Here is a 24,486-nt window from a genome sequence, read left to right as displayed (position 1 = left end):
CAGCCGGCGGCCGGACCGCTCCCGGGTTACCGCTCCGCCCGCGCGCGTCCGCCCGCGCGGGCGCCGGCGGGTCTAGAGTTGACCGCCGACCGACGTCGAACCACGGGGATGCGCGATGACGATGCGGGACACCGACCGGGCCCTGGTGCAGGCCGCCACAGCGGTCGCCAAGCTGCGTTGCCGCAGCGAGAACCACACGGTCGCCGCCGCCGCGCGGACCACCGACGGTCGGGTCTTCACCGGGGTGAACGTCTACCACTTCACCGGCGGCCCCTGCGCGGAGGTGGTCGCGGTCGGCGCCGCCGCCACCCAGGGCGTCACCGAGCTGGAGACGATCGTCGCGGTGGGCGACCGGGGGCGCGGGGTGATCGCGCCCTGCGGGCGCTGCCGGCAGGTGCTGCGCGACTACTTCCCCACCATCCGGGTCATCGTCGGGCCGATGGACGCGCTGCGCGTGGTGCCGGTCGCCGAGCTGCTGCCCGAGACCTACGTCTGGGCCGACCACCAGCTCGACGGCCCGTCGCTGCCGGCGGCCCGCGCCGGGGACTGACGGCTCAGTCGCCGGCCGCCGCCTCCAGCATCGACCGGGGGACCGGCACGCTCTCGAACCGCACGTTGCCCTCCGGCACCATCCAGCTCATCACCTGCACCGCCAGCTGCCCGGCCCGCACGGCCGGGTCGTTGTGATACAGCTCGCGGGCCTCCTCCGGGCTGATCGGGAGCACGACGAACCCGCGCAGCCGGTCGTCGTCGGCCCCCACGAAGGGCCCCGCCGCCAGGACGAGACCCTGGTCCACCAGCCCCGCCTGGTGGGCCAGGTGGGCGTCCTGCAACCGGTCGGCCGCGTCCAGCGGCAGCTCCGGGGCGTCCGGCGGGCGCACCAGGAGCACCACCGTGTGCTGGTCGAATCGCATCCCCCCAGCGTAGGGCCGGGACGTGCCGCCGGGCGGCGGCGCGGCGGATCGACCACCGCTGGTTAGGCGGCCCTAACCGGGTGGTCTAAGGTAAGGCGAACCTAAGCACAGCTTGCGGGAGACTCGTGACCACCCTCGCCACCCCACCGGCCCCGGCCGGCGCCCGGCCCCGCGCGCATGGCGGTCGCCGGGCGGCGGTCGCCGTCGCCGCCGCGCTGGCGCTGCTGTTGGCCGTGCTGGCGAGCTTCGCGCTCGGCAGCCGGTCGCTCGCCGTCGACGAGGTGTGGCGCGCCCTGGTCGCCCCGGACGGCGGCGAGGCCACCACCATCGTCCGGGAGCTGCGGATGCCGCGCACCGCCCTCGGCCTCGCCGTCGGGCTGGCGCTCGCCGTCGCCGGGGTGCTCTTCCAGGCGCTGACCCGCAACCCGCTCGCGGAGCCGCGCATCCTCGGGATCAGCGCCGGCGCGTCGTTCGGCGTGGTACTCGCCATCTCCGTCTTCGGCGTCGGCAGCCTCGCCGGCTACGTCTGGTTCGGCATCGGCGGCGCGCTCCTCGCCGGCCTGCTGGTCTTCGCCGTCGCCACCCGCGCCCGCGAGGGCGCCAGCCCGGTCACCCTCGCGCTGGTCGGCGCGGCCCTCGACGCCAGTCTGGCCTCCGTGGTGTACGCGCTGCTCAGCATCGACGCCCGCACGTTCGAGGACTACCGGTTCTGGGTGGTCGGCGGGCTCACCGGGCGGGATCTCTCGGTGGCCGCCCAGGTGCTGCCGTTCGTGCTCGCCGGGCTGACGCTGGCCGCCCTCGTCGCCCGCGGCCTGGACGCCCTCGCCCTCGGCGACGACGTGGCCCGGGGCCTCGGGCACCGGATCGGGCTGGTCCGCCTCGGCGGCGGCGTCGCCGCCGTGCTCCTCACCGGGGCGGCCGTCGCCGCCGCCGGCCCGATCGCCTTCGTCGGGCTCGCCGTGCCGCACCTGGCCCGTGCCCTGGTCGGCGCCGACCACCGCTGGACCCTGGCGGTCTCCGCGCTGCTCGGGCCCGCGCTGCTGCTCGGCGCCGACGTCGTCGGCCGGCTGGTCGCCCCGCCCGGGGAGGTGCCGGCGGGCATCGTCACCGCACTCGTCGGCGCCCCGCTGCTGGCCTGGCTGGTCCGCCGCGCGAAGGTGGTGACGGCGTGATCGGCCTCGCCCTGGTCGGCGCTCTGCCGCCCGCCCTGCTCGTTCCCCGCGCGAAGGTGGTGACGGCGTGACCGCCCCCGCCCGCCCCGCCGCCCGCAAGCCGGCCGACCGGTCGACGGGCCGCCCCCGTGCCGGAGTCGTCGCGCTGCCCGGGCGCTCGCTGGTGCGCGTCGGCCCGGTCAGCGTGCAGATCCGCCGCCGCTCGGTGCTGGTCGCCGCCACGCTGGTCGTGCTGCTGCTGGGCGCCGGGGTGCTCAGCCTCTCCCTCGGCACCCCGTACGTCGCCCCGGTCGACGTGCTGCGCGCCCTCTCCGGCGCCGGCACCCCGTACGACCTGGTCGTCTTCGACCTGCGGCTGCCCCGGCTGGTGCTGGCCGCGGTGGCCGGCGCGGCCTTCGGGGTCGCCGGCACGCTGATCCAGAGCGTGGCCCGCAACCCGCTCGCCAGCCCGGACGTCGTCGGCATCACCCAGGGCGCCGGCCTCGCCGCCACGGTGGCCCTGACCGGCGGGGCCGCCGCGGTGATCGTGGCGCCGGCGGCGCTGGCCGGCGGCCTGGCCGCCGCCGCGCTGCTGTTCGTCCTCGGCGCCCGGCACGGGCTGGCCGCCCAGCGGTTCGTGCTCGCCGGCGTGGCGGTCGCCTTCGCGCTGCGGGCCCTGACCGAGGTGGTCATGCTCACCGCCGACCCGATCGACGGGCTGCGCGCGCAGATCTGGCTGATCGGCACGCTCGCCGGCAAGGGCTGGACCGAGGCCATCTGGATCGCCGCCACCCTCGGCGCGCTCCTGCCGGTGCTCGCCTGGGCCGGTTGGGCGCTGAACAGCACCGCGCTGGACGACGACACCGCCCGGGGGATCGGCCTGCGCCCGGTGGCCCGCCGGGTCGGCCTCGCCGGCACCGGGGTGCTGGCCGCCGCGATGGTCACCGCTCAGGTGGGCGCGGTCGACTTCGTCGCCCTGGTCGCCCCGCAACTGGCCCGGCGGCTGGTCCGCGCGGAGCGCCCCCCGCTGGTCTGCGCCGCCCTGCTCGGGGCGCTGCTGCTGGTGCTGGCCGACCTGGCCGGCCGGCGGCTCTTCGCCCCCACCCAGCTGCCCGCAGGGGTGCTGACCGCCGCCATCGGCGGCCCGTACCTGATCTTCCTGCTGGTCCGCGGCCGCCGGCGGCCCTCGTGATGTCCCACCCTGGCAAGGAGGCATGATGCTCTCCACCCGCGACCTGGTCGCCGGCTACGACGAGCGGACGGTGCTGGACGGGCTCGACCTGGAGCTGCCCGCCGACGCGTTCACCGTGATCGTCGGGCCCAACGCCTGCGGCAAGTCCACCCTGCTGCGCACCATGGCCCGCCTGCTCACACCCCGGCGGGGCGCGGTGCTGCTCGACGGCGCCGCCATCCGGGACCTGCCGACCCGCGACGTCGCCCGCCGGCTCGGCGTGCTGCCGCAGAGTCCGCTGGTGCCGGAGGGGGTCACCGTCGCCGACCTGGTCGGCCGGGGTCGGCAGCCGTACCAGCGGTGGTGGCGGCAGTGGTCGGAGGAGGACAGCGCCGCCGTCGACCGGGCCATGGCGCTCGCCGACGTGGCCGGGCTGGCCGGCCGGCCCGTGGACACCCTCTCCGGCGGTCAGCGGCAGCGCGTCTGGATCGCCATGACCCTCGCCCAGGACACCGAGGCGCTGCTGCTCGACGAGCCGACCACCTTCCTCGACCTCGCCCACCAGGTGGAGGTGCTGGACCTGCTGCACCGGCTGCGCGCCGAGCGGGGCCGGACGGTGGTGGCCGTGCTGCACGACCTCAACCAGGCCGCCCGGTACGCCGACCACCTGGTCGCGATGCGGTCCGGCGCCGTGGTGGCCGCCGGGCCGCCCCGGGAGATCCTCACCGCCGACCTGGTCCGGGACGTCTTCGGGCTCGACTGCGTGGTCGTGCCCTGCCCGGTGACCGGGGCGCCCCTCGTGGTGCCCGCGCTCACCAGCCCCTCGCTCACCCGGCCGTCCGACGTGGCCGACCTGGTCGGCTCAGCTCCGGCGGGACCGCCGGCCCCGGCGGCCCGCCCCCCGGCCGAGGACGCGCTCACCCCGCGCACCGGCTCGTAACCCTCGAAAGGAATCTGATGCGTCGTCTCGCCGCCGCCCTCACCGCGGCGCTGGTCCTCGGCGTCGGCCTCACCGCCTGCGGTGAGAGCGACCCGGTCGCCGGCACCACCACCGGGGAGACCCGGGAGATCACCCACGCCATGGGCACCACCAAGGTGCCGGCCGACCCGAAGCGGGTCGTCGTGCTCGACACCGACAAGATCGACACCGCGCTGTCCCTCGGCGTCACGCCGGTCGGCGCCGCCACCGCGGGCGAGGCGAAGAGCTGGCCGACCTACTTCGGCGAGGAGAAGCTCGCCGGCATCAAGGAGGTCGGGGTGCTCACCGAGCCCGACCTGGAGGCCATCAACGCCCTCAAGCCGGACCTGATCCTGGGCAGCAAGTTCCGCCAGGAGAAGTTCTACGACGAGCTGAAGGCCATCGCGCCGACCGTGTTCACCGAGAAGGTCGGCATCACCTGGAAGGAGAACTTCCTCCTCGACGGCAAGGCGCTCGGCAAGGAGCAGCAGGCCAAGGACCTGCTCACCGCGTACGAGACCCGGGCCAAGGAGTTCGGCGCCAAGCTGGGCGACGCCGCCGACCGCAAGGTGTCCATCGTCCGCTTCATGCCGACCGAGATCCGCGTGTACGGGCCGGACTCGTTCTCCGGCATCGTGATCGGCGACACCGGCCTGGGCCGCCCCGAGCGGCAGCTGCTGACCGGCAAGGAGGACCGGCGGATGGACCGGGTGAGCCCGGAGCGCATCGGCGAGGTCGACGGTGACGTCATCTTCGTGACCGCGTACGGCGAGAAGGCCGCCGCCGAGCAGGCGAAGGTCACCGGCGGGACGCTGTGGAAGGCCCTGCCGGCGGTCAAGGCGGGCAAGGCGCACGTCGTCTCCGACCAGATCTGGATGACCGGCATCGGCGTCGGCGCCGCCAGCCGGATCCTCGACGACCTGGCGAAGTACCTCACCGCCTGACCGACGTCCGCCCGGGTTCGCCGGGCAACCGCCTGTGGTGGCCGCACCGTCCCCGGTGCGGCCACCACTGCGTTGTGCGGGTCAGGCCCGGCCGGCGGGGGCCGGTTCGGCGGCCCGGCGGCCGGTCAGCAGGTGGTCGACGCTGAGCCGGCCGGCTCCGACCGCCGCCAGCAGCAGGCTCGCCGCGCCGAGGACGAGGACGAGCTCGTAGCCGCCCTTGTCCACGAACAGGCCGTTGCCGGCGTGCACGAAGATGAACGCGCCGAGCATGTCCAGCGCGAGCAGGACGCCGGCGATCGGGACGACCGCGCCGAGGATCAGCGCCGCGCCACCGAGCAGCTCGACGCCCGTGGCGAACCACGCGGACACGGTTGGCAGGGGTACGCCGGCCTTGTCGAAGAAGGCGGCGGTCCCGTCGACGCCGTTGGTGACCAGCTTCTGCCAGCCGTGGGCGAAGAAGACGATGCCGACGCCGATCCGGGCGAGCAGCATCGCGACGTCACGGACGGTGGTGGGCAGGGTCATGGTTCTGCTCCTCATGCTGGTGGACTGCCGAACGGCCGGTCGGGTCGACGCGCGCCGTGTAGCGGACGGCCGGGCGCGACGCGACCGGCGGGCGGAACGCCTCGCGGCCCGGATCTCGGTCCGCCGGGCCTGTCGGATGCCGCCGGGGACCACCGTACCCGGAGATGGTTGAAGGCTCAACCATCGACGGGGAAAGTGATTGTCGCCGCGCCGCCGTTCTGCCCCGACCTGGGCGAATTGCGCCCGAAGAGCGTGGCCTCCGGGTGGTCGCCAGGGCGCGGTGGGCCGCCGCAACGGCGACGCGCCACCTCCCGGGGCCGCGGTGTCGGGCGGCTCCGGAAGGTGGCGCGCGTCGGGCCCCGGGTAGGCCCGTCGAGGGGGCGGGTGGTGGGTGGGGTCAGGCGGCCGTGGCCCAGATCGCCTGGAAGGCGGCCGCCTCGCCGGCCAGCCAACGCTCGATCTGCTCGGGCCGGGCGTCGGCGGGCATGCGGTGGTCCTCGCCCCGGCGGACGTCCACGAGGACCGGCTCGGCGTGCGGGAGCACCGCGTCCATGTGCCGGGCCATCAGGTGCAGGGTGGCGAGCACCGCCTCCGGGCTGGGCGGGGCCTCGTCGAAATGCAGGCGGACGGCCTCGACGCGACCGTCGGCGTGGCGTACGCCGAACTGGGGGTTGATCTTGACGGGCAGGTCGCCGAGCATGGCGAGCGCGTCGCGGGTCTGGGCGAGGTCGACGGCCCTCGGCTCGCCGAGGGAGTGCAGCCAGGCCCGCGCGCCGGGGACGAGGGCCTCGTAGAGGGGGCGCCAGCGGGGCTTGACCACGTCGGCCACCTGGTCGAGGTGGGTGCCGCCGGTGTGGAAGGCGATGTCGGCCTTGAGCGCCTTGACGAACTGGCCGTGCGGGTTGAAGCCGGAGCGGCTGACCCGCTGCTTGCGCAGGCCCCCGACGAAGGTGGCCTTGGTGGGGCCGGTGCGGTCGACGTAGCGGGTGAAGCCGAGCAGGGTGGCGTAGGGGGTGGGTGGGGCGGAGGCGGGCGTGGTCACGGGCGTCCTCCCAGGTCAGGAACTCGATTAGTACATACATTCTAATCGACCGGTGTGACATCGCCCAGGCGGCGAACGAGGTTGCCTGTGACCAAGCGACTTGCGACGAGATGACCGCCGAGCGGCACGAGGAGCTGGGTGTGTGACGCGGGACGGGGCGGCAGAACGCCGCCCCGTCCCCGCAGACCGATGCTCAGGTGAGCATGTCGTAGACGTCGTCGGACGCCTCGACGATCTTGTCCGCCGGTGGCTTCTGTACCGGGGTGGCGGTTCCGTAGTCGGCGTAGGTGACGGTGATTTCCTGCGCCTTGCTCGTGGCCGACGCGGGCATCTGAAGGGTCATCTTGCTCAGCCGCCCCTGGCCGTCGAGCTGCGCGGTGAAGGGAATCGCTCCAGCCTTGCCGCCGAGTTCCTTCAGCGTGGCGGCGTCGAACCAATCCGAGTCGGTGGCCTTGGACCCGTCAACCGTTCCCGCGTACGCGCCCTCGCCGGTCTTCTCGACCTTGGTGATCGCCTCGATGAGTGGCTTGGTGCCGGCCGGGTCGACATCGACGAAGTCGAACTGGAGATCCTTGACGTCCTTGATCTTCGACCGGTCGAGATGCTGGTACTTGCCCTTGAGGGCGTTGACCTCGGGGATCATTTCGGCCATCGCGCCACCGAACTCGAGCAGGGCCCAGGTGTCGGCGTCGATGTGGACGAAATGCGTCTGCATGGTGAGGTCTTCGGTGGCCTGGCCACCCATCTTCATCTCGGCGCTCTTCGACGGCAGGTGCACCGTGCCACTTACGGCGAAGTCCCCGTCACTGGTCACGACGAAGGTGAAGTTGCCCTTCTCGATCTCCTTCATGGAGGCGAGCAGCGCCTCCTTCGGATCGGAGGGGACGGCCGACGTGGCCGGGCCGCCGGCAGCCGGCGCCGGGTCGTCCGACTTGCAAGCGGCCAGACCGGGCACGAACAGGGTGGCGGCGAGCACGCCGACGCCCCACCGTCGAATGTTCACGTCGTCTCTCTTCACAGGAGGGTGGAACCCGGCCGACCATGATCGCCGGGCAGTGAGCCAGCGCAGCGTCGCCGACCCGGCCGACGCCCAGAGTTGCCCCAAAAGCCGTGGTCACGCCGCCGACCTATCTGCCGGCCTGGACGACGCGATCTCGCTCGTCCACTTCGGATCAGGAGGATACGGTGACCGCGTGGCTGACCCGATCTTCGCGGAGCGCCGTCTGGCCGAGGTCTACGACCCCCTGGACCCCGACCGCAGTGACCTGGACGTATACGCGGCCATGGCCCGTGAGTTCGGCGCGCACAGCGTCCTCGACATCGGCTGCGGCACCGGCGCCTTCGCGTGTCTGCTCGCCCACCAGGGCCTGGACGTGACAGCGGTGGACCCGGCGGCGGCGTCGTTGGAGGTCGCACGGACCAAGCCCGGTGCCGATCGGGTGCGGTGGCTGCACGGTTGTGCGGTGGACCTGCCCCCGCTCCAGGTGGATCTGGCGACGATGACCGCGAACGTCGCCCAGGTCTTCCTGACCGACGAGGACTGGGCCTCGACTCTGCTGGCGGCGCACGCGGCGCTGCGCCCAGGAGGACGCCTGGTCTTCGAGACCCGCGATCCGACGGCGAAAGCGTGGTTGGAGTGGAACCACGAACGATCGCACAAGCACACGATGATCCCAGGCGTTGGCGAGGTCGAGACGTGGGTCGACCTGATCGACGTCAGCGGCGACCTGGTCTCCTTCCGCTGGACGTTTGTCTTCACGTCGGATGGCACGCGGCTGACGTCCGACTCCACCCTGCGGTTTCGTCGCCGCGACGAGGTGGCCGCATCCCTCGCCGGCGCGGGCTATCTCGTCAGCGAGGTACGGCAGGCACCGGATCGGCCAGGTCGCGAGATGGTCTTCATCGCACAGCGCCCCGAATGACCATCGGCACCGTGCCCGCGCAAGATCCGCTGAGCCAGCCAACCAGACCTGGACGTGTCCGGTCGCCCATGGCTACGTGGCGGACTTCAGCTCCGCACCGGCGTGACTCGTCATCCTCGATCGGACGGGACCGCCCGGGGCATCCCGGGCGGTCCCATGGAACGACCTAGAGTTGGCCGACGGAGGTGATCCGGACCACCGCGGCGCCCGCCTCGTCGGAGGCGGCGAGGTCGACCTCGGCGCTGATGCCCCAGTCGTGGTCGCCCTCGGGGTCGTCCAGGATCTGCCGTACGCTCCACCGTTCCCGGCCCTGCTCGATCATGAGCAGCGCCGGCCCGCGCGCGTCCGGCCCCACCCCGATCGAGTCGTACGCCTCGAAGTACGGCTCCAGCGCGTCGGCCCAGGCGTCGGCGTCCCAGCCCGACGCGGCGTCCAGTTCGCCGAGGTCGTGCCAGCGGCGCAGCGCGGCCAGCTCGACCCGGCGGAACAGGGCGTTGCGCACCAGCACCCGGAAGGCGCGGGCGTTGCGGGTGACCGCCGGGACGCGGTCGTCCAGCGCCTCGGCCGCCTCGGCGGCGTCGGTGGGGTTGCGCAGCCGCTCCCACTCGTCGATCAGGCTGGAGTCGACCTGGCGGACCAGCTCGCCGAGCCACTCGATGAGGTCGACCAGCTCCTCGGTCTTCGCGTCCTCGGGCACGGTCTGCCGCAGCGTCTTGTACGCGTCCGCGAGGTAGCGCAGCACGAGGCCCTCGGAGCGGGACAGCCCGTAGAACTGGACGTACTCCGTGAAGGTCATCGCCCGCTCGTACATGTCCCGCACGACCGACTTGGGGGAGAGCTGGTGGTCGGCCACCCACGGGTGGCCCTGCCGGTACATCTCGTACGCCGACTCCAGCAGCTCCGCGAGGGGCTTGGGCCAGGTCACCTCGTCGAGCAGTTCGAGTCGGGCCTCGTACTCGATCCCCTCGGCCTTCATCGCGGCGACCGCCTCGCCGCGGGCCTTGAACTGCTGCGCGGAGAGCACCTGGCGCGGGTCGTCGAGGATCGACTCGATCACCGAGAGGACGTCGAGGGCGTACGAGGGGGACTCGACGTCGAGCAGCTCGATCGCCGCGAGGGCCAGCGGTGACAGCGGCTGGTTGAGGGCGAAGTCGAGCTGGAGGTCGACGGTGAGCCGGACCCGCCGTCCGGTCTCGTCCGGCTCGTCGAGCTGCTCGACCACCCCGCCGGCGCGCAGCGCCCGGTAGATGGCGATGGCGCGCCGGATGTGCCGGCGCTGGGCGGCCCGGTCCTCGTGGTTGTCGGTGAGCAGGTGCCGCATCGCCGCGAACGCGTCGCCGGGGCGGCCGATCACGTTGAGCAGCATCGAGTGGCTGACCTGGAAGCTGGACGTCAGCGGCTCGGGCTCGGCCTCGACCAGGCGCTCGAAGGTGGGCTTGCCCCAGCCGATCGACCCCTCCGGCGGCTTCTTGCGTACCACCTTGCGCCGCTTCTTCGGGTCGTCGCCGGCCTTGGCCAGGGCCTTCTCGTTGTCGATGACGTGCTCCGGGGCCTGCACCACCACCCGGCCGATGGTGTCGAAGCCGGCCCGACCGGCCCGCCCGGCGATCTGGTGGAACTCGCGGGCCTTGAGCAGCCGGGTGCGCACGCCGTCGTACTTGGACAGGCCGGTGAACAGCACGGTGCGGATCGGCACGTTGATCCCGACGCCGAGGGTGTCCGTGCCGCAGATGACCTTGAGCAGGCCGGCCTGGGCGAGGGTCTCCACCAGCCGGCGGTACTTGGGCAGCATGCCGGCGTGGTGCACGCCGATGCCGTGCCGGACCAGCCGGGACAGGGTCTTGCCGAAGCCGGAGGTGAACCGGAAGTTCCCGATGGCCTGGGCGATCATGTCCTTCTCGGCCCGGGTGCAGACGTTCACGCTCATCAGGGCCTGGGCGCGTTCCAGGGCGGCGGCCTGGGTGAAGTGCACGACGTAGACCGGCGCCTGCTTCGTCTCCAGCAACTCCTCGAGGGTCTCGTGCAGCGGCGTCATCGCGTACGAGAAGAGGAGCGGGACCGGCCGCTCGGCCGAGCGGACGACGGCGGTGGGCCGGCCGGTGCGCCGGGTCAGGTCGTCGACGAAGCGGGTGGTGTCGCCGAGCGTGGCCGACATGAGGACGAACTGGGCCTGCGGCAACTCGATCAGCGGCACCTGCCACGCCCAGCCGCGGTCCGGCTCGGCGTAGAAGTGGAACTCGTCCATGATCACCTGGCCGACGTCGGCCCGGTCGCCCTCGCGCAGCGCCAGGTTGGCCAGGATCTCGGCCGTGCAGCAGATGATCGGGGCGTCGGCGTTGACGCTGGCGTCGCCGGTCAGCATGCCGACGTTGTCGGCGCCGAAGACCTCGCAGAGGGCGAAGAACTTCTCCGACACCAGGGCCTTGATCGGGGCGGTGTAGAAGGTCGTCCGATCGTCGGCCAGGGCCGCGAAGTGCGCCGCGATCGCCACCAGGCTCTTGCCGGAGCCGGTCGGCGTATTCATGATCACGTTGGCGCCGGAGACGATCTCGATGACCGCCTCCTCCTGATGGGGGTAGAGGTCGAGGCCGCGCTCCTTCGCCCAGCCGGCGAACGCGTCGAAGAGGGTGTCGGGGTCGGCGCTGGTCGGCAGCGCGGCGGTGAGCGTCATAGCGGGTCCCATGGTGCCTGGATCATGCCCCCGCGCGCCAACCGGCCCCGGGCCGTCGGGCGTGGGGAAGGAGACCCTGCACGATGGAATACGGTGACCGGCCCTTCTGTCACGCCCGCCGGTAGATCAGGTCGAAGACCGGGCGGCCGGCCGTCAGGGCTCGGCGCTCGAACTTGGTGACCGGGCGGTGGGGCGGGCGGGGGGCGTAGCCGTCGTGCGCGTTGACCAGCCCCGGGTCGGCGTCCAGGGTCTCCCGCATCGCCTCGGCGTACTCGGCCCAGTCGGTGGCGCAGTGCAGGGTGCCGCCGGGCGCCAGCCGGGAGCGCAGCAGCGCGACGTGGGCCGGCTGGATGATCCGCCGCTTGTGGTGCCGCGACTTGGGCCACGGGTCCGGGAAGAAGACGTGCACCGCGTCCAGCGACGCCGCCGGCAGGCCCGCCACCAGGTCCAGCGCGTCGCCCTGCGCCACCCGCACGTTGTGCAGGCCGTGCCGGTCCACCAGGTCCAGCAGGTTGGCGATTCCGGGCGTGTGCACCTCGACCGCCAGATAGTCTCGATCCGGGTCGGCGGCGGCCATCGCGGCGGTGGTGTCGCCCATCCCGGACCCGATCTCCACCACCACCGGGGCCCGACGGCCGAACAGGCCGGCCAGGTCCACCGTCGTGCCGGGCTCGTCCGGGACGAGCAGGCCGTGGACCGGCCAGAGCCGGTCCAACGCCTCCGTCTGGCGGCTGCTCATCCGGCCGCGGCGCGGATGGAAGGTGCGGATCGTCCGGGCGGCGGGCGGCGCGGGCGCGGCGGCGGGAGAGTCGATGGAGGTCACAACGACCCGAGCGTACGCGACGACCGCGCCGGATCGGATGTGATGTTCGCCCGGGGATGAGAGGATCCATCCCGTACGGCAGACCGGGCTCCTGGTGTTGCCCGGCACTGCCTCAACGCGCCGGGAGGTGGCGTCGTGTCAGTGCACCGCGGCGGTCTGGCGCTGGCGATCGCGACCGCGCTCGCCGGCCCGCTGCTCGCGGCCTTGCCGGCCGGGGCCGCCCCGCCGACCACCGGCCTCCCCGCTGCCACCGGCCTCTCCGTCGCCGTCGGCCTCCCCGTTGCCGGATTGCGGGCGGAGCCCGCGCCGGGGGGCCCGCCGCAGCCGAAGCCGCCGGAGCCCACCGTCTTCGTCGAGGTCAGCCCGAGCACCGTGCAGCCGGGCTTCCTCGTCGGCATCCGGGCCAGTTGCCGGGACAACTCGATCCCCGCGATCGTGGTCTCGGACGCCTTCGGCCGGGTGCAGGTGCAGCCGCAGCGCGGGCTGCTGACCGCCGCGCCGATGGTGCGCGAGCGCACCCGGCCCGGCAACTACCGGGTCAAGCTGGAGTGCCCCGACGGGGAGACCGCCTCGACCATGCTCCAGGTGGTCAAGGCGGTGAAGCCCAGTCGCGGCCCGGCGACGGGCTTCGGCGGAGGCGACGGCGGGTTCACCGGCGGGCTGCTGCTTCCCGGTGGTCTCGCGCTGACCGTGGCCGGCATCGTCCTCGCGGTGGTCGCGGCGCGCCGCCCGCGCGCCGCGCGGGACGCCGCCCGACGGTGAGCCCGCTCATGGCCACCTCGCCCGCCCCCCAGCCGCCCGCCGCAGCGGCCCGCCGGCGTCCGCCGCCCGGACGCCGCCCCTGGTCGGTGCCGCTGGCCGTGGTGCTGGTGCTGGTCGGGGTCTTCGCCACCGGGGCGGGGTTGGGGCGGACGGCCGGGCCGTTCGACTGGGCCGCCGGCGCGGGGGAGTCGCGTCCGGCCCGCAGCGAGAGCGGCGCCCTGTCGGCCAGCCGGCCCGTACGCCTGTCGATCCCCTCGATCGAGTTGGCCGCGCCGGTGGCGCCCGTGGGCGAGGCCCGGGACGGCTCGATCGCCGTCCCGCCGCTGGACCGGGCCGACGAGACCGGCTGGTACGACCGGGGCCCGACCCCCGGCGAGCCGGGCCCGGCGGTCATCGTGGGGCACGTGGACACCAAGAGCGGCCCGTCGGTCTTCTACGACCTGCACAGGCTGCGCCCGGGCGACACGGTCGAGGTGACCCGGGCGGACCGCTCGGTCGTGGTGTTCCGGGTCGACTCGGTGGAGCACTTCCCGAAGGAGCGGCTGCCGGCGGAGCGGGTCTACGGCGACGAGGGCCCGCCGGGTCTGCGCCTCATCACCTGCGGCGGCGACTGGCTCGGCGGCCGGACGGGCTACGCCGACAACATCATCGCCTTCGCCACCCTGATCTCCTCCCGCCCCGCCTGACCCACCAGGGACGGGGTCAGGGGCGGGGCGGGACCTGCTGGACGACCTCGAACTCCAGGAGGTTGGCGCCCGAGGCGACCGGGGGGCGCCGTTCGCCCGTGCCGGCGTGGGCGGCGCGGGAGGGGCCGGCGGCCCACGCCTGGTAGGCCTCCTCGCTCTCCCACCTCGTGTAGACGAAGTAGCGGTTCTCCCCGGCGACCGGGCGGAGCAGCTCGAAGCCGAGGAACCCGGGGGAGTTCTCCACGGCGCCGGCCCGGGCGGCGAACCGCTTCTCCAGTTCCTCGCCCGCGCCGGGAGGGACGTCGATCGCGTTGATCTTCACGACTGCCATGGCTCCACCCTAGTCACGCCGTCGGGGCTCAGAACGACTCGACCGCCGGAACCAGGTCGGCGTCCACCACGATCGGGGCATGGTCGGACGGGCCCTTGCCCTTGCGGGCCTCCCGGTCCACGTACGCCGAGCGGACCGCCCGCGTGAACGGCGCCGAGGCGTACACGAGGTCGATCCGCATGCCCTTGTTCTGGTGGAACATCCCCGCCCGGTAGTCCCAGTAGGTGAACGGGTGGGGGCCCTTCATCGGGGTGGGCACCACGTCGGAGAGCCCGAGGTCGCGCAGCGCCGCGAGGGCAGCCCGCTCGGCCGGGGTGACGTGCGTGGAGTGGGCGAACACCGCCGGGTCCCAGACGTCGGCGTCGGTCGGGGCGACGTTGAAGTCACCGCAGACGGCCAGCGGCACCCCGCTCGCCAACTCCGTCTCCAAGGCGTCCCGCAGCGCCGCGAACCAGGACAACTTGTACGCGTAGTGCGGGTCGTCCGGCGTGCGGCCGTTCGGCACGTACACCGACCAGACCCGCACCCCGTCGCAGGTCGCGGAGATGGCCCGGGCCTCCGGCTCGGGGAACCCCGGCTCGCCCGGGAACCCCACCACCACGTCGGCCAGGCCGACCCGGGACAGGATCGCCACCCCGTTCCACCGGCCGTCGCTGTGGCTGGCCACGTGGTAGCCCAGCTCGCCGACCTCGGCCACCGGGAAGGCCCCGTCCGGGCACTTCGTCTCCTGCAGGCAGACGACGTCCGGCCCGGTGCCGGCCAGCCACTCCAGCAGCCGGGGCAGGCGGGCCTTCACCGAGTTCACGTTCCAGGTCGCCAGGCGCATGGGTCCAGCCTGCCCCATCCGCGCCCGCGCCGCCGCGTCAGCTCCCGGGGTGTCGCGCCGGCGGCCCGTCAGGTGGTCGGGGTGTCGCCCGGGCGGGTCTGCTCGGCCAGGAACCGCTCCAGCTCTGCGCCCAGCTCGTCGGCGGTCGGCAGCGGCCCCGTCTCCTTGGCGAGCAGGCTCCGCTCGCCCCGGCCGCGCGCGAACGCGTCGTACTGCTCCTCGAGGGCCTGCACCAGCTGGGCGGCCTCGTCGGTCTGCGCGACCTGCCGGTCGATCTCCAGCCGGACCACCTCGGCGGCCGAGCGCAGCCCGTCGCGGGGCAGCAGCAACCCGGTGCTGCGGGACACGGAGGCGAGCAGCACCTCGGCGGCGGCCGGGTACTCGGTCTGCGCCACGTAGTGCGGCACGTGGGCGGCGAAGCCCAGGGCGTCGCGGCCCAGCTCGCCGAGGCGGAACTCCAGCAGGTGCCCGACGCTGCCCGGCACCTGCACCCGCTGCAACCACGGCTCGTAGCCGGCGATCAGCTCGCGTCGGGTGGCGTGTGCGGTCACCCCGGCGGGGCGGGTGTGCGGAACGGCCATCGGGATCGCGTTGAGCCCCACGGTGAGCCGGACGTCCAGCCGCGCGGTGAGCGCGCCGACGGCGGCCACGAAGCGCTCCCACTGCAGGTCCGGCTCCGGGCCGGTGAGCAGCAGGAAGGGCGTCTCGTCGTCGTCGCGCAGCACGTGCAGCTCCAACGCCGGGGCGTCGTACGACTCCCAGTGGTCCTCGACGAAGGTCATCACCGGCCGGCGCGAGCGGTAGTCGAAGAGCTGGTCGACGTCGAACCGGGCGATCGGGCGGGCGTCCAGCGAGGTGAGCAGCTGCTCCCTGGCCAGTCGGGTGGCGCTGCCGGCGTCGACGAACCCGGTGAGGGCCTGGATCAGGACGGGCTGACCGAGGTCGGGCAGCTCGTCGATGAGTTCGTAGAGCTCGTGTGGGTCGAGCACCGGTGCGGACCTCCCTGGGTCGTGCGTACGGGTCGCCGCGCGGGGACGGCACCCGTTCGGGGAACGTACCCGCCATCCTCATGCATTCCTGCCGGCGGCTTTCGGGGGGCCACCGCGTGATCAGCAATCAGGGCGTATCCCCGCAACTCCACCGTCGGACGCCGAGCGATGACCGTGAGGTGGACCAGCCTATCGGCCGAAAGGGTGACCTCGGGGATCATGCACTCGGGGTCGGCGCTTCGTCCCCCTTCCGTGCGGCCAGGGGGCGCCCGGGCGCCGCCGCGAGGTATGCCCGGTACGCGAGATGCGTTCCCGGTCGCCCCGGAACGCTCGGGGCGTCCTGCGGGTGGGGGCGCTTTCGTGAAAAATGCCACGAGATCACCCGGGGTGATCGGAGTTTGGGTCTGCCTAGCCTCGGCTGATGCGTGACGACCGCACCCTCGACAACCAGATCACCCCTGGTGACCCGATCGACCGTTCGGACGATACCCCCTCGCGCGATCGGCCTGCCGGCCTCCGCTCCGTCGGGGCGTACGCCCGGATGCTGCTGCCCGCGCCGGCCCGGGCCCGGGTCGCCCTCGCCGCCGGCGTGCTGTGCTGCCTCGGCCTGACCGCCGTCGCCCAGGGCGCCCGGGACGACTCCGCCGCCGACCCGGCCCCCGTCGCCGCCCCCTCCGCGCTCGCGGAGCGCGCCGAGCCGGACGCTGCCTCCCGCAGCCTGGAACGTGCCCCCGCCTCCACCCCCGCCAGCCCCACCCCCGCCGCCGACCCGGACACCGCCACCCCCGCCCCGAAGAAGACCAAGCGCAAGCCCGTCGACCCCGCCCCCGTGGCCGGACTCGACAACGCCCAGATGGAGAACGCCGAGGTGATCGTGCGGACGGGGCGGAAGATGGACATGCCCCGGCGCGCGTTCGTCATCGCGGTCGCCACCGCGATGCAGGAGAGCAACCTCTACAACATCGCCAGCGGGGTGCTTCCCGAGTCCCAGAACTACCCCCACCAGGGCATCGGTTGGGACCACGACTCGGTCGGGCTGTTCCAGCAGCGCTCCAGCAGCGGGTGGGGCGAGGTGGGGCAGCTGATGGATCCGGAGTTCGCCACCCGGCAGTTCCTTGCCGCGCTGGCGCAGGTGCCCGGCTGGCAGCAGATGCGGCTGACCGACGCCGCCCAGGCGGTGCAGATCTCGGCCTACCCGGAGCACTACGCCAAGCACGAGTGGCGGGCCACGGAGGTCGTCGAGGCGATCCTGGAGGCCGGCCAGTAGTCTTCCGCCGACCACAGTGGACGGTTGCGGTTCGGGTGTCCGGGGTACGGATGTTGTCGCTCCGGGGTACACATGGAAGAGGCGCCACCGACAGGAGGACGACATGTCTCTGATGCAGCGGATCAGCACCTTTCTGCGCTCGCCGAAGGGCCAGCAACTGATCGACCGTGGCCGGCGCGAGCTGGCCAAGCCCGGCACCCAGCAGAAGCTGAAGGGCCTCGCCGCCAAGCTCCAGAACCGCCGCTGACCCCCGACGACCTCTCCGACCCCCGGGAGAACCAGTGACCGATTCCGCGCCCGCCGACGGCCAGCCCACCCAGCCCGCCGCGGGAGCGCCCCAGCCGCCGGCGGTGGTGCCGGCGCCTCCGCAGGAGGTCCCGGAGGCGCCGCCGCTCAAGCTCTGGGACCGGATGCGGGAGGATCCGCAGTACGCCCCGGAGCACCTCGCCCTGGAGGCCGTGCGCCGGCTGGGGCCGGAGGCGGCGCAGTGGGCCGCGCGGGCCCGGGCCGAGCAGCCCGGGGCCTCCGTCGAGGCCCTGGCGGAGCAGGCCGTACGCAAGTTCGTCAACCACGCGCGGCTCTCCGGCGCCGTCTCCGGGGCGGCCGGGCTGCCCGGTGCCGTGATCGACGTGGGCGTGCTGGCCTGGACCCAGGCCCGGATGGTGCTGCACGTCGCCGCCGCGTACGGCGTCGACCCGCTGCACCCCGACCGGGCCACCGACCTGCTCGTGCTGCAGAAGGTGCACAAGGTGGCCGAGAGCGCCCGGCTCGCGCTCGGGGTGGCCGCCGGGCGGGAGCGCGCCGGTGCCCTGTTCGGCAGCGGCGGGCAGAACCCGCTCGGCAGGGTGATGCTGCGCCTGGGCGTACGCCTGGCCCAGATGGCCGGGGTGCGCGCGGCGAAGCGGCTCTTCGCCAAGGTGGTGCCCGGGGCGGCGATCATCCTCGGCACCTGGGCGAACTCGTCGGCCACCAAGGACCTGGCCGTCCGTTCCCGCGCCCTCTACCGCCACTACGGTGCCCTCGCCGTCCCCGGACCCCGCCGACCCTGATCCCTCGGGCCGGCTCCCCGCCCGTGCCGGCTTCCCGGGCCGGTCCGTGCCGGCGACGACTGGTCCGTGCCGGCCTCCTGGCCAGCCCGGGGCCGGTCAGGAGGCGAGGCCCGAGGCGCGCCAGGCCACGTCGGCCAGGCGGTCCTGGCCGGCGGCGTTGGGGTGGAACCAGTCCAGCGGGTTGACGAGGTTCAGGTCGAACCGCACCCGGTGCACCGCCCCGCCGTCGTAGCGGCAGCGTGAGCCGTACGCCTTGCAGGCGGCGGCGAGCTGGGCGTTGTAGTCGTCGATCCGCTCCCGGACGGCCGCCCGGCGGGCCCGGTCCAGCGGGTCCGTCGAGGCCGGGTCGGCCAGCAGCGCCGGGCAGACGCCCCGCTTCCAGGCGCGGACCGCCCGGGCGTCGGTGTGCCCGACCTCCCAGAGCCGATACAGGTCCGGGATGCTCACCACCAGCACCCGCGCCTTCGGCCGGCCCTGCCGCAGCACCCGCAGGCCCCGGTCCACCTCCGCGCGGAACCGCGTCACGGGCGTCATCGCCTCGATGCCGCCCCGGCACACGTCGTTGGCCCCGATCAGCACGGTCACGTGGTCGACGCGGTCGCGTACCGCCTGCTGGGCCTGTCCCTCCAGTGACGCCGCGCGCGCTCCCGGGCGGGCGTGGTTGTAGGCCCGGCCGCGGATGGCGGGGGTGCGGTCGAGCAGCCGGCGGTAGAGGCTGTCCACGCGCAGCCCGTCCCCGGTGGACCACGAGTTGCGCTGGCACGAGGTCAGCACCAGGCAGGAGCCGAAGCCGGTGCTGATCGAGTCGCCGAGCGCCGCGATGCCGCCGGACGCGCCCGGCGACGGCGTCTCGCGTGGCGGGCGGGAGCCGGGGTCCCCGCCGCCCTCGCAGGCGAGGGCGACCAGTGCCAGCAGGCAGGCGACGGCGGCGACCCAGCGTCGAGGCATCTCTTCCCCAGTCCCGCAGCGGAGAGCAACAGCGCGGTAACTCTACGCGCGGGCCGGGGTGCGGTCACCCGCTGCTGTCGGCTATGCGGCACAGGCCTGTTCCGCCGCGCCTCGACCTGCTATTGGCAGCCCGCCTGCCCGGCGGGCGACGGGGTGTCAGCGGGCCGAGCGCCACGGCGGGCGCTGCCCGTGCAGCCACCAGTGCAGGGACGCCGTGATCCGGGGCAGCACCAGGTAGGTCATCAGCGGGGTCAGCGTGAGGGTCATCAGCAGCACCCGGGCGGCCAGCGGCACCTCGGGGAGGAACCGGCTGGTCAGCAGCGTCGCGGTGAGGCTGAGCGGGAAGAAGGCCAGCCAGATCGTCACGGCCTGCTTCCAGCGCGGCGGGGACGGCGGCGGCACGGTGGGATCGGCGCTGACCGGCACCGTCTCGACGACGTGCTCCCGCGGCGGGTCGAACCAGCCCTCGATCCCGGTGCGCCGCTCCACCCGGGTGTGCTCCACGATGCCCTGCGCCGAGGAGAGCCACCAGTGCCGCTGCGGCGACTCCTCCCACCGGCGCAGCGTCTCGTGGTCCGCGAAGCGGTAGATGATGTGCCACTCGCCGGAGCCGGGCGCGCTGCGTACCCAGCCGGACCCGAGGAACCCCGGGAACGCCTCGGCCAGCGCCGTGCCGGCCCGCATCCAGGCCACCATCTCGCTGGTCCGGGCGGGATCGGTGCGCCGCGCGACGGCGACGGTCACCGGCAGGGCGTGGGTCATGGTCATGCCGACCATCCTCCCCGGCCACGGGCGGGATCCGGCGGCTCATGGCGCCCGGGTGTAACGCACCTTACCGGCGGCGTGACGCGGCCCACGCGGCCCGCGGCGGGGGCCGGGGTGGCCGCGGAGCGGGTTAAGTCGGCCGATCGGGGGTAGGTCCGTGCAATGACGAGATCGCAGCCCCGGCGCGCCCGTGGCACGGTCGGCCACGCCTACAGCGCGCTGAACATGCGGCTCCTGCTCGCCGGGTTCGGGCTGGTCACCATGGCCGTGTTCGCGGTGCTGGCGTTCCGTGCCGACCTGGTGTGGCTGGGGGTCCTCTGCGTGGTCTTCGCGGTGGTCGCCGTGGTCGACCTGATCATCATCCAGCGCCGCCGTGCCGCCCGCCGCCGGGAGGAGCCGGGCGCCCGCCACTCACTCTTCGAGTGACAGGAGTACGAGATGCCCATCGCGACCACCAACCCCGCCACGGGACAGGTGCTCAAGAGCTACGACCCGATGTCGGCCGAACAGATCGACGCCGCCATCGAGCGCGCCGACCTGGCGTACCGCCAGCTGCGGGGCACCACGATCCCGCAGCGCGAGCGGTGGCTGACCGCGGCGGCCGACCTGCTGGAGGCCGAACGCGACGAGACCGCCCGGCTCATGACCACCGAGATGGGCAAGACGTACGCGGCGGCCAAGGCCGAGGTCACCAAGTGCGCCACCGCCTGCCGCTTCTACGCGGCGAAGGCCGCCGAGTTCCTCGCCGACGAGCCCGCCGACGCGACGGCGGTCAAGGCCACCCGGGCGTTCGTCCGCTACCAGCCGATCGGGCCGGTGCTCGCGGTGATGCCCTGGAACTTCCCGCTCTGGCAGGTGATGCGCTTCGCCGCGCCGGCGCTGATGGCCGGCAACACCGGCCTGCTCAAACACGCCTCCAACGTGCCGCAGACCGCGCTGCTGCTGGAGGACCTCTTCCGCCGCGCCGGCTTCCCGGAGGGGGCGTTCACCACGCTGCTGGTCGGCTCGGCCGAGGTCGACCGGGTGCTCAGCGACCCCCGCGTACGCGCGGCGACGCTGACCGGCAGCGAGGGCGCCGGCCGCTCGATCGCCCAGATCGCCGGCCGGGAGCTGAAGAAGACGGTGCTGGAGCTGGGCGGAAGCGACCCGTTCGTGGTGATGCCCTCGGCGGACCTCGACCGGGCCGCCGAGGTGGCGACCACCGCCCGCTGCCAGAACAACGGCCAGTCCTGCATCGCCGCCAAGCGGTTCATCGTGCACGCCGACGTGTTCGACGCCTTCGCCGAGAAGTTCGCCGCGCACATGTCGGCCCTGCGGGTCGGCGACCCGATGGACCCCGACACCGACGTCGGCCCGCTGGCCAGCGAGGGCGGGCGCGACGAGATCCACGCCCAGGTGCGGGACGCGGTCGACAGGGGCGCCACGGTGCTCTGCGGCGGCGAGCCGCCCGCCGGCCCTGGCTGGTTCTACCCGCCGACGGTGGTGACCGACCTGAGGCCGGAGATGCGGATGTGGTCCGAGGAGGTCTTCGGGCCCGTCGCCGGCCTCTACCGCGTGTCGTCGTACGACGAGGCGATCGAGGTGGCCAACGGCACCTCCTTCGGGCTCGGGTCGAACGCCTGGACCCGCGACCCCGAAGAGCAGGAGCGCTTCGCCACCGACCTGGACGCCGGCAACGTGTTCGTCAACGGGATGACCACGTCCTACCCGGAACTGCCCTTCGGCGGGGTGAAGAACTCCGGGTACGGCCGGGAGCTCTCCGCGCTGGGCATGCGCGAGTTCTGCAACACCAAGACCGTCTGGGTGGGCGAGGGGGCCGCCACGGCCGGCGCGGGCGCGCACGCCGAGTAGCAGCGCCCGGGCGCGGCCGGGCGGGGGGCAGCTTTAGCCGGACACCGTCACGGGTACGGAGTGACGCCATGACGGTGTTCGGCTTCCACGCGTCCCACGAGCAGATCCATCCCCGCGCCCTGCTGGACGCGGTGGTCCACGCCGAGCGGGCCGGCTTCGACGCCGCCATGTCCTCGGACCACTTCTCGCCCTGGAGCGGGCGGCAGGGCCAGTCCGGCTTCGCCTGGTCCTGGCTCGGCGCGGCCCTCCAGGCCACCAACCTGCCCTTCGGCGTGGTCAACGCGCCCGGCCAGCGCTACCACCCGGCGATCGTCGCGCAGGCGATCGGCACCCTCGCGGCGATGTACCCGGGCCGGTTCTGGGCGGCGTTGGGCACCGGCGAGGCGAGCAACGAGCACATCACCGGCGACGGCTGGCCGCGCAAGGACGTCCGCAACGCGCGGCTGCGGGAGTGCGTGGACGTGATCCGCGCGCTGCTGGCCGGCGAGGAGGTCAGCCACGACGGCCTGGTCCGGGTCGACCGGGCGAAGCTGTGGACCCGGCCGGAGCAGCCGCCGGCGCTGATCGGCGCGGCGGTCAGCGTGGCCACCGCCCGCTGGTGCGCCGAGTGGGCGGACGGGCTGATCACCGTGAACGCGCCGGCCGCGCACCTGCGGCAGATGATCGAGGCGTACCGGGGTGGCGGCGGGAGCGGGCCGCTGCACCTGCAGGTGCACCTGAGTTGGGCGCGGGAGCAGGCCGAGGCCGAGCGGCTCGCGTACGACCAGTGGCGCAGCAACGTCTTCGCGCCGCCGGTCTGCTGGGACCTGGACACGGCGGAGCACTTCGACGTGGTGTCGGAGCAGGTGCCGATGCAGCGGGTCCGCGAGGTCGTCAACGTCTCCGCCGACCTGGGCCGGCACGTCGGCTGGCTGGAGGAGTACCTGGACCTCGGCTTCGACCAGATCGCCCTGCACCACGTCGGGCAGGAGCAGCGGGCCTTCGTCGACACGTTCGGGGCGGAGGTGCTGCCGAAGCTGCGCGGCGTCGGGTGAGCCGAGCGGGCCATAGGCTCGTACGTCATGGAAGCTCTGTTCGACGTCGTCGTCTTCCTCGCGATCGCGACGCTGGGTGCGGCGCTGGCCCGGAAGCTCGGGCTGCTCGCGCCGATCCTGCTCGTGGTGCTCGGCCTCGCCCTCGCCTTCGTGCCGGGCTTCCCGCAGGTGCGGCTCGACCCCGAACTGGTGCTCGTGGGCATCCTGCCGCCCCTGCTCTACGTCGCCGCACTCGAGACCTCGGTGCCGGCGTTCCGGCTCAACCTGCGGCCGATCCTGCTGCTCGCCGTCGGGCTGGTGCTGTTCACCGCGTTCGCGGTCGGCCTCGTCGTACACCTGATGCTGCCGGCGGTGCCGTTCGCGGTCTGCCTGGCCCTCGGCGCGGTGGTGGCACCGCCCGACGCGGTCGCCGCCACCGCGGTGGCCCGCCGCATCGGGCTGCCCCGACGGGTCGTGACGATCCTGGAGGGGGAGAGCCTGCTCAACGACGCGACGGCGCTGGTGCTGCTGCGGGTCGCCACCCTGGCCAGCATCGGTGCCGCCGTCGGCGTCACGGAGGTGGCCGTGGAGGTCGTCACGGCCACCGGTGGTGGCATCGTGGTCGGCGTGCTCGGCGCGGTCGTCTTCGGCTTCCTGCACCGGCACATCACCGACCCGCTGCTGGACAACGCGCTGTCGCTGATCATCCCGTTCGCGGTCGCCTTCGCCGCCGAGGAGATCCACGCCTCCGCGGTGGTCGCGGTGGTGGTCACGGGACTGGCGCTCGGGCACCGGCTGCCCCGGCTGATGTCGGCCGCGTCCCGACTCCAGGTCGGTGCGTTCTGGCGGTTGACCCGGTTCCTGCTGGAGGGCCTGGTCTTCCTGCTGGTCGGCCTCCAACTGCCGGAGGTGCTCCGGGAACTCGACGAGCCGGCCGGATTCCTGGTCGCGATCACCGCGGCGGTGCTGCTCGCCGTCTTCCTGACCCGGTTCGTCTGGCTCTTCCCGGCCACCTACCTGGCCCGGCTGGTGCCCAGGATCCGTCGCCGGGAGTCCACGCCGTCGCCGCGCTACCCGATCGTGCTCGGATGGGCCGGCATGCGCGGCGTGGTCACCCTGGCCGCCGCCCTCGCCCTGCCGCTCACCCTCGCCGACGGCCGGTCCTACCCGCGCGCGCTGTTCATCTGGCTGGCCTTCGCGGTGATCGTGGTGACCCTGGTCGGCCAGGGCGCCACCCTGCCGCTGGTGGCTCGCCGGATGCGGCTGCCGCCCGACGACCCGGTGCAGGACGCGCTCTCGGCCGCGGGCGTGCAGCAGCAGGCCAGCCGCGCGGCACGGGAGCGCCTCGACGCGCTCGCCGACACCGCCCCCGCGCCCGTGGTGGAGCGGCTGCGTCGGGCGCTGGACGAGCGCACCAACCTGGCCTGGGAGCGCCTCGGCGGCACCGCGCGGGAGACGCCGTCCCAGGCGTACGGTCGGCTGCGGCAGGAGATGATCGACGCAGAGCGGGAGGTGTTCCGGGACGCCCGGGACTCCGGCCGCATCCCCGAGGAGGTGCTGGTGCGCGCCTACCGGGAGCTGGACCTGGAGGAGTCGTTGCTGCGGCGGGAGGTCGTGGAGTGAGTTGTCAGCACCTGACCGAAGCGGGCGCCGCCGTGCCGGAGAGCACCGACGTCTGCCCGGAGTGCGTGGCCATCGGCAACGAGTACTGGGTGCACCTGCGGTCCTGCCTCACCTGCGGGCACGTCGGGTGCTGCGACTCCTCGCCGTACCAGCACGCCTCGGCGCACTTCGCCGCCACCGCGCACCCGGTCATGCGGTCGATCCAACCGGGGGAGACCTGGCGCTGGTGCTTCGTGGACGAGGAGATCGGCTGAG

The 24,486-nt window shown here is 73.7% G+C and carries 27 protein-coding genes; 16 read left to right on the top strand and 11 right to left on the bottom strand.

The window, feature by feature from the left end; translation table 11 throughout:
- Positions 1 to 115: 115 nt before the first annotated feature.
- Positions 116 to 550 (top strand): cytidine/deoxycytidylate deaminase family protein, encoded by a 435-nt coding sequence (locus ABT006_RS14460; RefSeq protein ID WP_350706415.1) that lies wholly within the window; start codon positions 116 to 118, stop codon positions 548 to 550.
- A gap of 4 nt (positions 551 to 554) precedes the next feature.
- Here the strand turns inward: ABT006_RS14460 and ABT006_RS14455 are convergent, their stop codons facing one another.
- On the bottom strand, positions 555 to 914 hold the full coding sequence (locus ABT006_RS14455; RefSeq protein ID WP_350706413.1) for a YciI family protein: 360 nt from the start codon (positions 912 to 914) through the stop codon (positions 555 to 557).
- Positions 915 to 1,039: 125 nt separating this feature from the next.
- On the opposite strand from ABT006_RS14455, the gene ABT006_RS14450 reads away from it, so the two are divergent.
- From ABT006_RS14450 to ABT006_RS14435, 4 genes are all read left to right on the top strand, one after another.
- Positions 1,040 to 2,086, top strand: coding sequence for a FecCD family ABC transporter permease (locus ABT006_RS14450; protein ID WP_350706411.1), 1,047 nt, complete (start codon positions 1,040 to 1,042; stop codon positions 2,084 to 2,086).
- A 67-nt stretch (positions 2,087 to 2,153) separates the two neighbouring features.
- Entirely contained in the window at positions 2,154 to 3,257 is a 1,104-nt protein-coding gene (locus ABT006_RS14445; protein ID WP_350706409.1) for a FecCD family ABC transporter permease, read from the top strand.
- A 25-nt stretch (positions 3,258 to 3,282) separates the two neighbouring features.
- Entirely contained in the window at positions 3,283 to 4,176 is an 894-nt protein-coding gene (locus tag ABT006_RS14440) for an ABC transporter ATP-binding protein (RefSeq protein ID WP_350706408.1), read from the top strand.
- A 17-nt stretch (positions 4,177 to 4,193) separates the two neighbouring features.
- On the top strand, positions 4,194 to 5,138 hold the full coding sequence (locus ABT006_RS14435) for an ABC transporter substrate-binding protein (RefSeq protein WP_350706406.1): 945 nt from the start codon (positions 4,194 to 4,196) through the stop codon (positions 5,136 to 5,138).
- An 81-nt stretch (positions 5,139 to 5,219) separates the two neighbouring features.
- On the opposite strand, the gene ABT006_RS14430 is transcribed toward ABT006_RS14435, so the two are convergent.
- From ABT006_RS14430 to ABT006_RS14420, 3 genes are all read right to left on the bottom strand, one after another.
- Positions 5,220 to 5,663, bottom strand: a complete 444-nt coding sequence (locus tag ABT006_RS14430; RefSeq protein ID WP_350706405.1) for a DoxX family protein — start codon at positions 5,661 to 5,663, stop codon at positions 5,220 to 5,222.
- 397 nt (positions 5,664 to 6,060) lie between these two features.
- On the bottom strand, positions 6,061 to 6,705 hold the full coding sequence (locus ABT006_RS14425; RefSeq protein WP_350706403.1) for a hypothetical protein: 645 nt from the start codon (positions 6,703 to 6,705) through the stop codon (positions 6,061 to 6,063).
- A gap of 193 nt (positions 6,706 to 6,898) precedes the next feature.
- Positions 6,899 to 7,708, bottom strand: coding sequence for a hypothetical protein (locus ABT006_RS14420; RefSeq protein WP_350706401.1), 810 nt, complete (start codon positions 7,706 to 7,708; stop codon positions 6,899 to 6,901).
- Here ABT006_RS14420 and ABT006_RS14415 point away from each other — a divergent pair.
- Positions 7,668 to 8,627: a class I SAM-dependent methyltransferase gene (locus tag ABT006_RS14415; RefSeq protein ID WP_350706400.1), complete on the top strand. Its 960-nt coding sequence runs from the start codon at positions 7,668 to 7,670 to the stop codon at positions 8,625 to 8,627. The genes ABT006_RS14420 and ABT006_RS14415 overlap by 41 nt on opposite strands.
- A gap of 166 nt (positions 8,628 to 8,793) precedes the next feature.
- Here the strand turns inward: ABT006_RS14415 and ABT006_RS14410 are convergent, their stop codons facing one another.
- Complete coding sequence (locus ABT006_RS14410) at positions 8,794 to 11,298, bottom strand: DEAD/DEAH box helicase (protein WP_350706398.1); 2,505 nt, start codon at positions 11,296 to 11,298, stop codon at positions 8,794 to 8,796.
- Positions 11,299 to 11,407: 109 nt separating this feature from the next.
- Positions 11,408 to 12,037 (bottom strand): tRNA (guanosine(46)-N7)-methyltransferase TrmB, encoded by a 630-nt coding sequence (gene trmB, locus ABT006_RS14405; protein WP_350706689.1) that lies wholly within the window; start codon positions 12,035 to 12,037, stop codon positions 11,408 to 11,410.
- A gap of 225 nt (positions 12,038 to 12,262) precedes the next feature.
- Here trmB and ABT006_RS14400 point away from each other — a divergent pair, with 225 nt between their 5' ends.
- Together ABT006_RS14400 and ABT006_RS14395 are read left to right on the top strand one after the other, a co-directional pair.
- On the top strand, positions 12,263 to 12,883 hold the full coding sequence (locus tag ABT006_RS14400; protein ID WP_350706687.1) for a hypothetical protein: 621 nt from the start codon (positions 12,263 to 12,265) through the stop codon (positions 12,881 to 12,883).
- 8 nt (positions 12,884 to 12,891) lie between these two features.
- Positions 12,892 to 13,569, top strand: a complete 678-nt coding sequence (locus ABT006_RS14395; protein WP_350706396.1) for a class F sortase — start codon at positions 12,892 to 12,894, stop codon at positions 13,567 to 13,569.
- Positions 13,570 to 13,585: 16 nt separating this feature from the next.
- Here ABT006_RS14395 and ABT006_RS14390 read toward each other — a convergent pair whose 3' ends face one another.
- From ABT006_RS14390 to ABT006_RS14380, 3 genes are all read right to left on the bottom strand, one after another.
- On the bottom strand, positions 13,586 to 13,900 hold the full coding sequence (locus tag ABT006_RS14390) for an antibiotic biosynthesis monooxygenase family protein (RefSeq protein WP_350706394.1): 315 nt from the start codon (positions 13,898 to 13,900) through the stop codon (positions 13,586 to 13,588).
- Between the two features lie 28 nt (positions 13,901 to 13,928).
- Entirely contained in the window at positions 13,929 to 14,726 is a 798-nt protein-coding gene (locus tag ABT006_RS14385) for an exodeoxyribonuclease III (RefSeq protein WP_350706393.1), read from the bottom strand.
- A gap of 68 nt (positions 14,727 to 14,794) precedes the next feature.
- Positions 14,795 to 15,715, bottom strand: coding sequence for a proteasome assembly chaperone family protein (locus ABT006_RS14380; RefSeq protein ID WP_350706391.1), 921 nt, complete (start codon positions 15,713 to 15,715; stop codon positions 14,795 to 14,797).
- 421 nt (positions 15,716 to 16,136) lie between these two features.
- Between ABT006_RS14380 and ABT006_RS14375 the strand changes: the two genes are divergently transcribed.
- The 3 genes from ABT006_RS14375 to ABT006_RS14365 all read left to right on the top strand — a co-directional run bounded on the left by ABT006_RS14375 (position 16,137) and on the right by ABT006_RS14365 (position 18,031).
- Positions 16,137 to 16,982: a peptidase M23 gene (locus ABT006_RS14375; RefSeq protein WP_350706389.1), complete on the top strand. Its 846-nt coding sequence runs from the start codon at positions 16,137 to 16,139 to the stop codon at positions 16,980 to 16,982.
- 103 nt (positions 16,983 to 17,085) lie between these two features.
- Positions 17,086 to 17,229, top strand: coding sequence for a hypothetical protein (locus tag ABT006_RS14370; RefSeq protein ID WP_350706387.1), 144 nt, complete (start codon positions 17,086 to 17,088; stop codon positions 17,227 to 17,229).
- Between the two features lie 34 nt (positions 17,230 to 17,263).
- Positions 17,264 to 18,031: an EcsC family protein gene (locus ABT006_RS14365; protein ID WP_350706386.1), complete on the top strand. Its 768-nt coding sequence runs from the start codon at positions 17,264 to 17,266 to the stop codon at positions 18,029 to 18,031.
- A 96-nt stretch (positions 18,032 to 18,127) separates the two neighbouring features.
- Here ABT006_RS14365 and ABT006_RS14360 read toward each other — a convergent pair whose 3' ends face one another.
- Positions 18,128 to 18,979, bottom strand: coding sequence for a GDSL-type esterase/lipase family protein (locus ABT006_RS14360; protein ID WP_350706384.1), 852 nt, complete (start codon positions 18,977 to 18,979; stop codon positions 18,128 to 18,130).
- Between the two features lie 156 nt (positions 18,980 to 19,135).
- Positions 19,136 to 19,747, bottom strand: a complete 612-nt coding sequence (locus ABT006_RS14355) for an antibiotic biosynthesis monooxygenase (RefSeq protein ID WP_350706382.1) — start codon at positions 19,745 to 19,747, stop codon at positions 19,136 to 19,138.
- A 159-nt stretch (positions 19,748 to 19,906) separates the two neighbouring features.
- On the opposite strand from ABT006_RS14355, the gene ABT006_RS14350 reads away from it, so the two are divergent.
- From ABT006_RS14350 to ABT006_RS14330, 5 genes are all read left to right on the top strand, one after another.
- The gene (locus tag ABT006_RS14350) at positions 19,907 to 20,170 is read left to right on the top strand and encodes a DUF6343 family protein (protein WP_350682876.1); all 264 of its coding nucleotides are present in this window, start codon (positions 19,907 to 19,909) and stop codon (positions 20,168 to 20,170) included.
- A 12-nt stretch (positions 20,171 to 20,182) separates the two neighbouring features.
- Positions 20,183 to 21,595, top strand: a complete 1,413-nt coding sequence (locus ABT006_RS14345) for an NADP-dependent succinic semialdehyde dehydrogenase (protein WP_350706380.1) — start codon at positions 20,183 to 20,185, stop codon at positions 21,593 to 21,595.
- A 68-nt stretch (positions 21,596 to 21,663) separates the two neighbouring features.
- Positions 21,664 to 22,629, top strand: coding sequence for a TIGR03885 family FMN-dependent LLM class oxidoreductase (locus ABT006_RS14340; RefSeq protein WP_350706379.1), 966 nt, complete (start codon positions 21,664 to 21,666; stop codon positions 22,627 to 22,629).
- A 27-nt stretch (positions 22,630 to 22,656) separates the two neighbouring features.
- Positions 22,657 to 24,231, top strand: coding sequence for a Na+/H+ antiporter (locus tag ABT006_RS14335; RefSeq protein ID WP_350706377.1), 1,575 nt, complete (start codon positions 22,657 to 22,659; stop codon positions 24,229 to 24,231).
- Positions 24,228 to 24,485: a UBP-type zinc finger domain-containing protein gene (locus tag ABT006_RS14330; protein ID WP_350706375.1), complete on the top strand. Its 258-nt coding sequence runs from the start codon at positions 24,228 to 24,230 to the stop codon at positions 24,483 to 24,485. Before ABT006_RS14335 ends, ABT006_RS14330 begins: the two co-directional genes overlap by 4 nt.
- Position 24,486 lies beyond the last annotated feature (1 nt).

The organism is Micromonospora sp. NPDC002717 (genome assembly GCF_040295705.1).
Classification (GTDB): Bacteria; Actinomycetota; Actinomycetes; order Mycobacteriales; family Micromonosporaceae; genus Micromonospora.
This window is presented reverse-complemented; position numbering and strand designations above follow the sequence as displayed.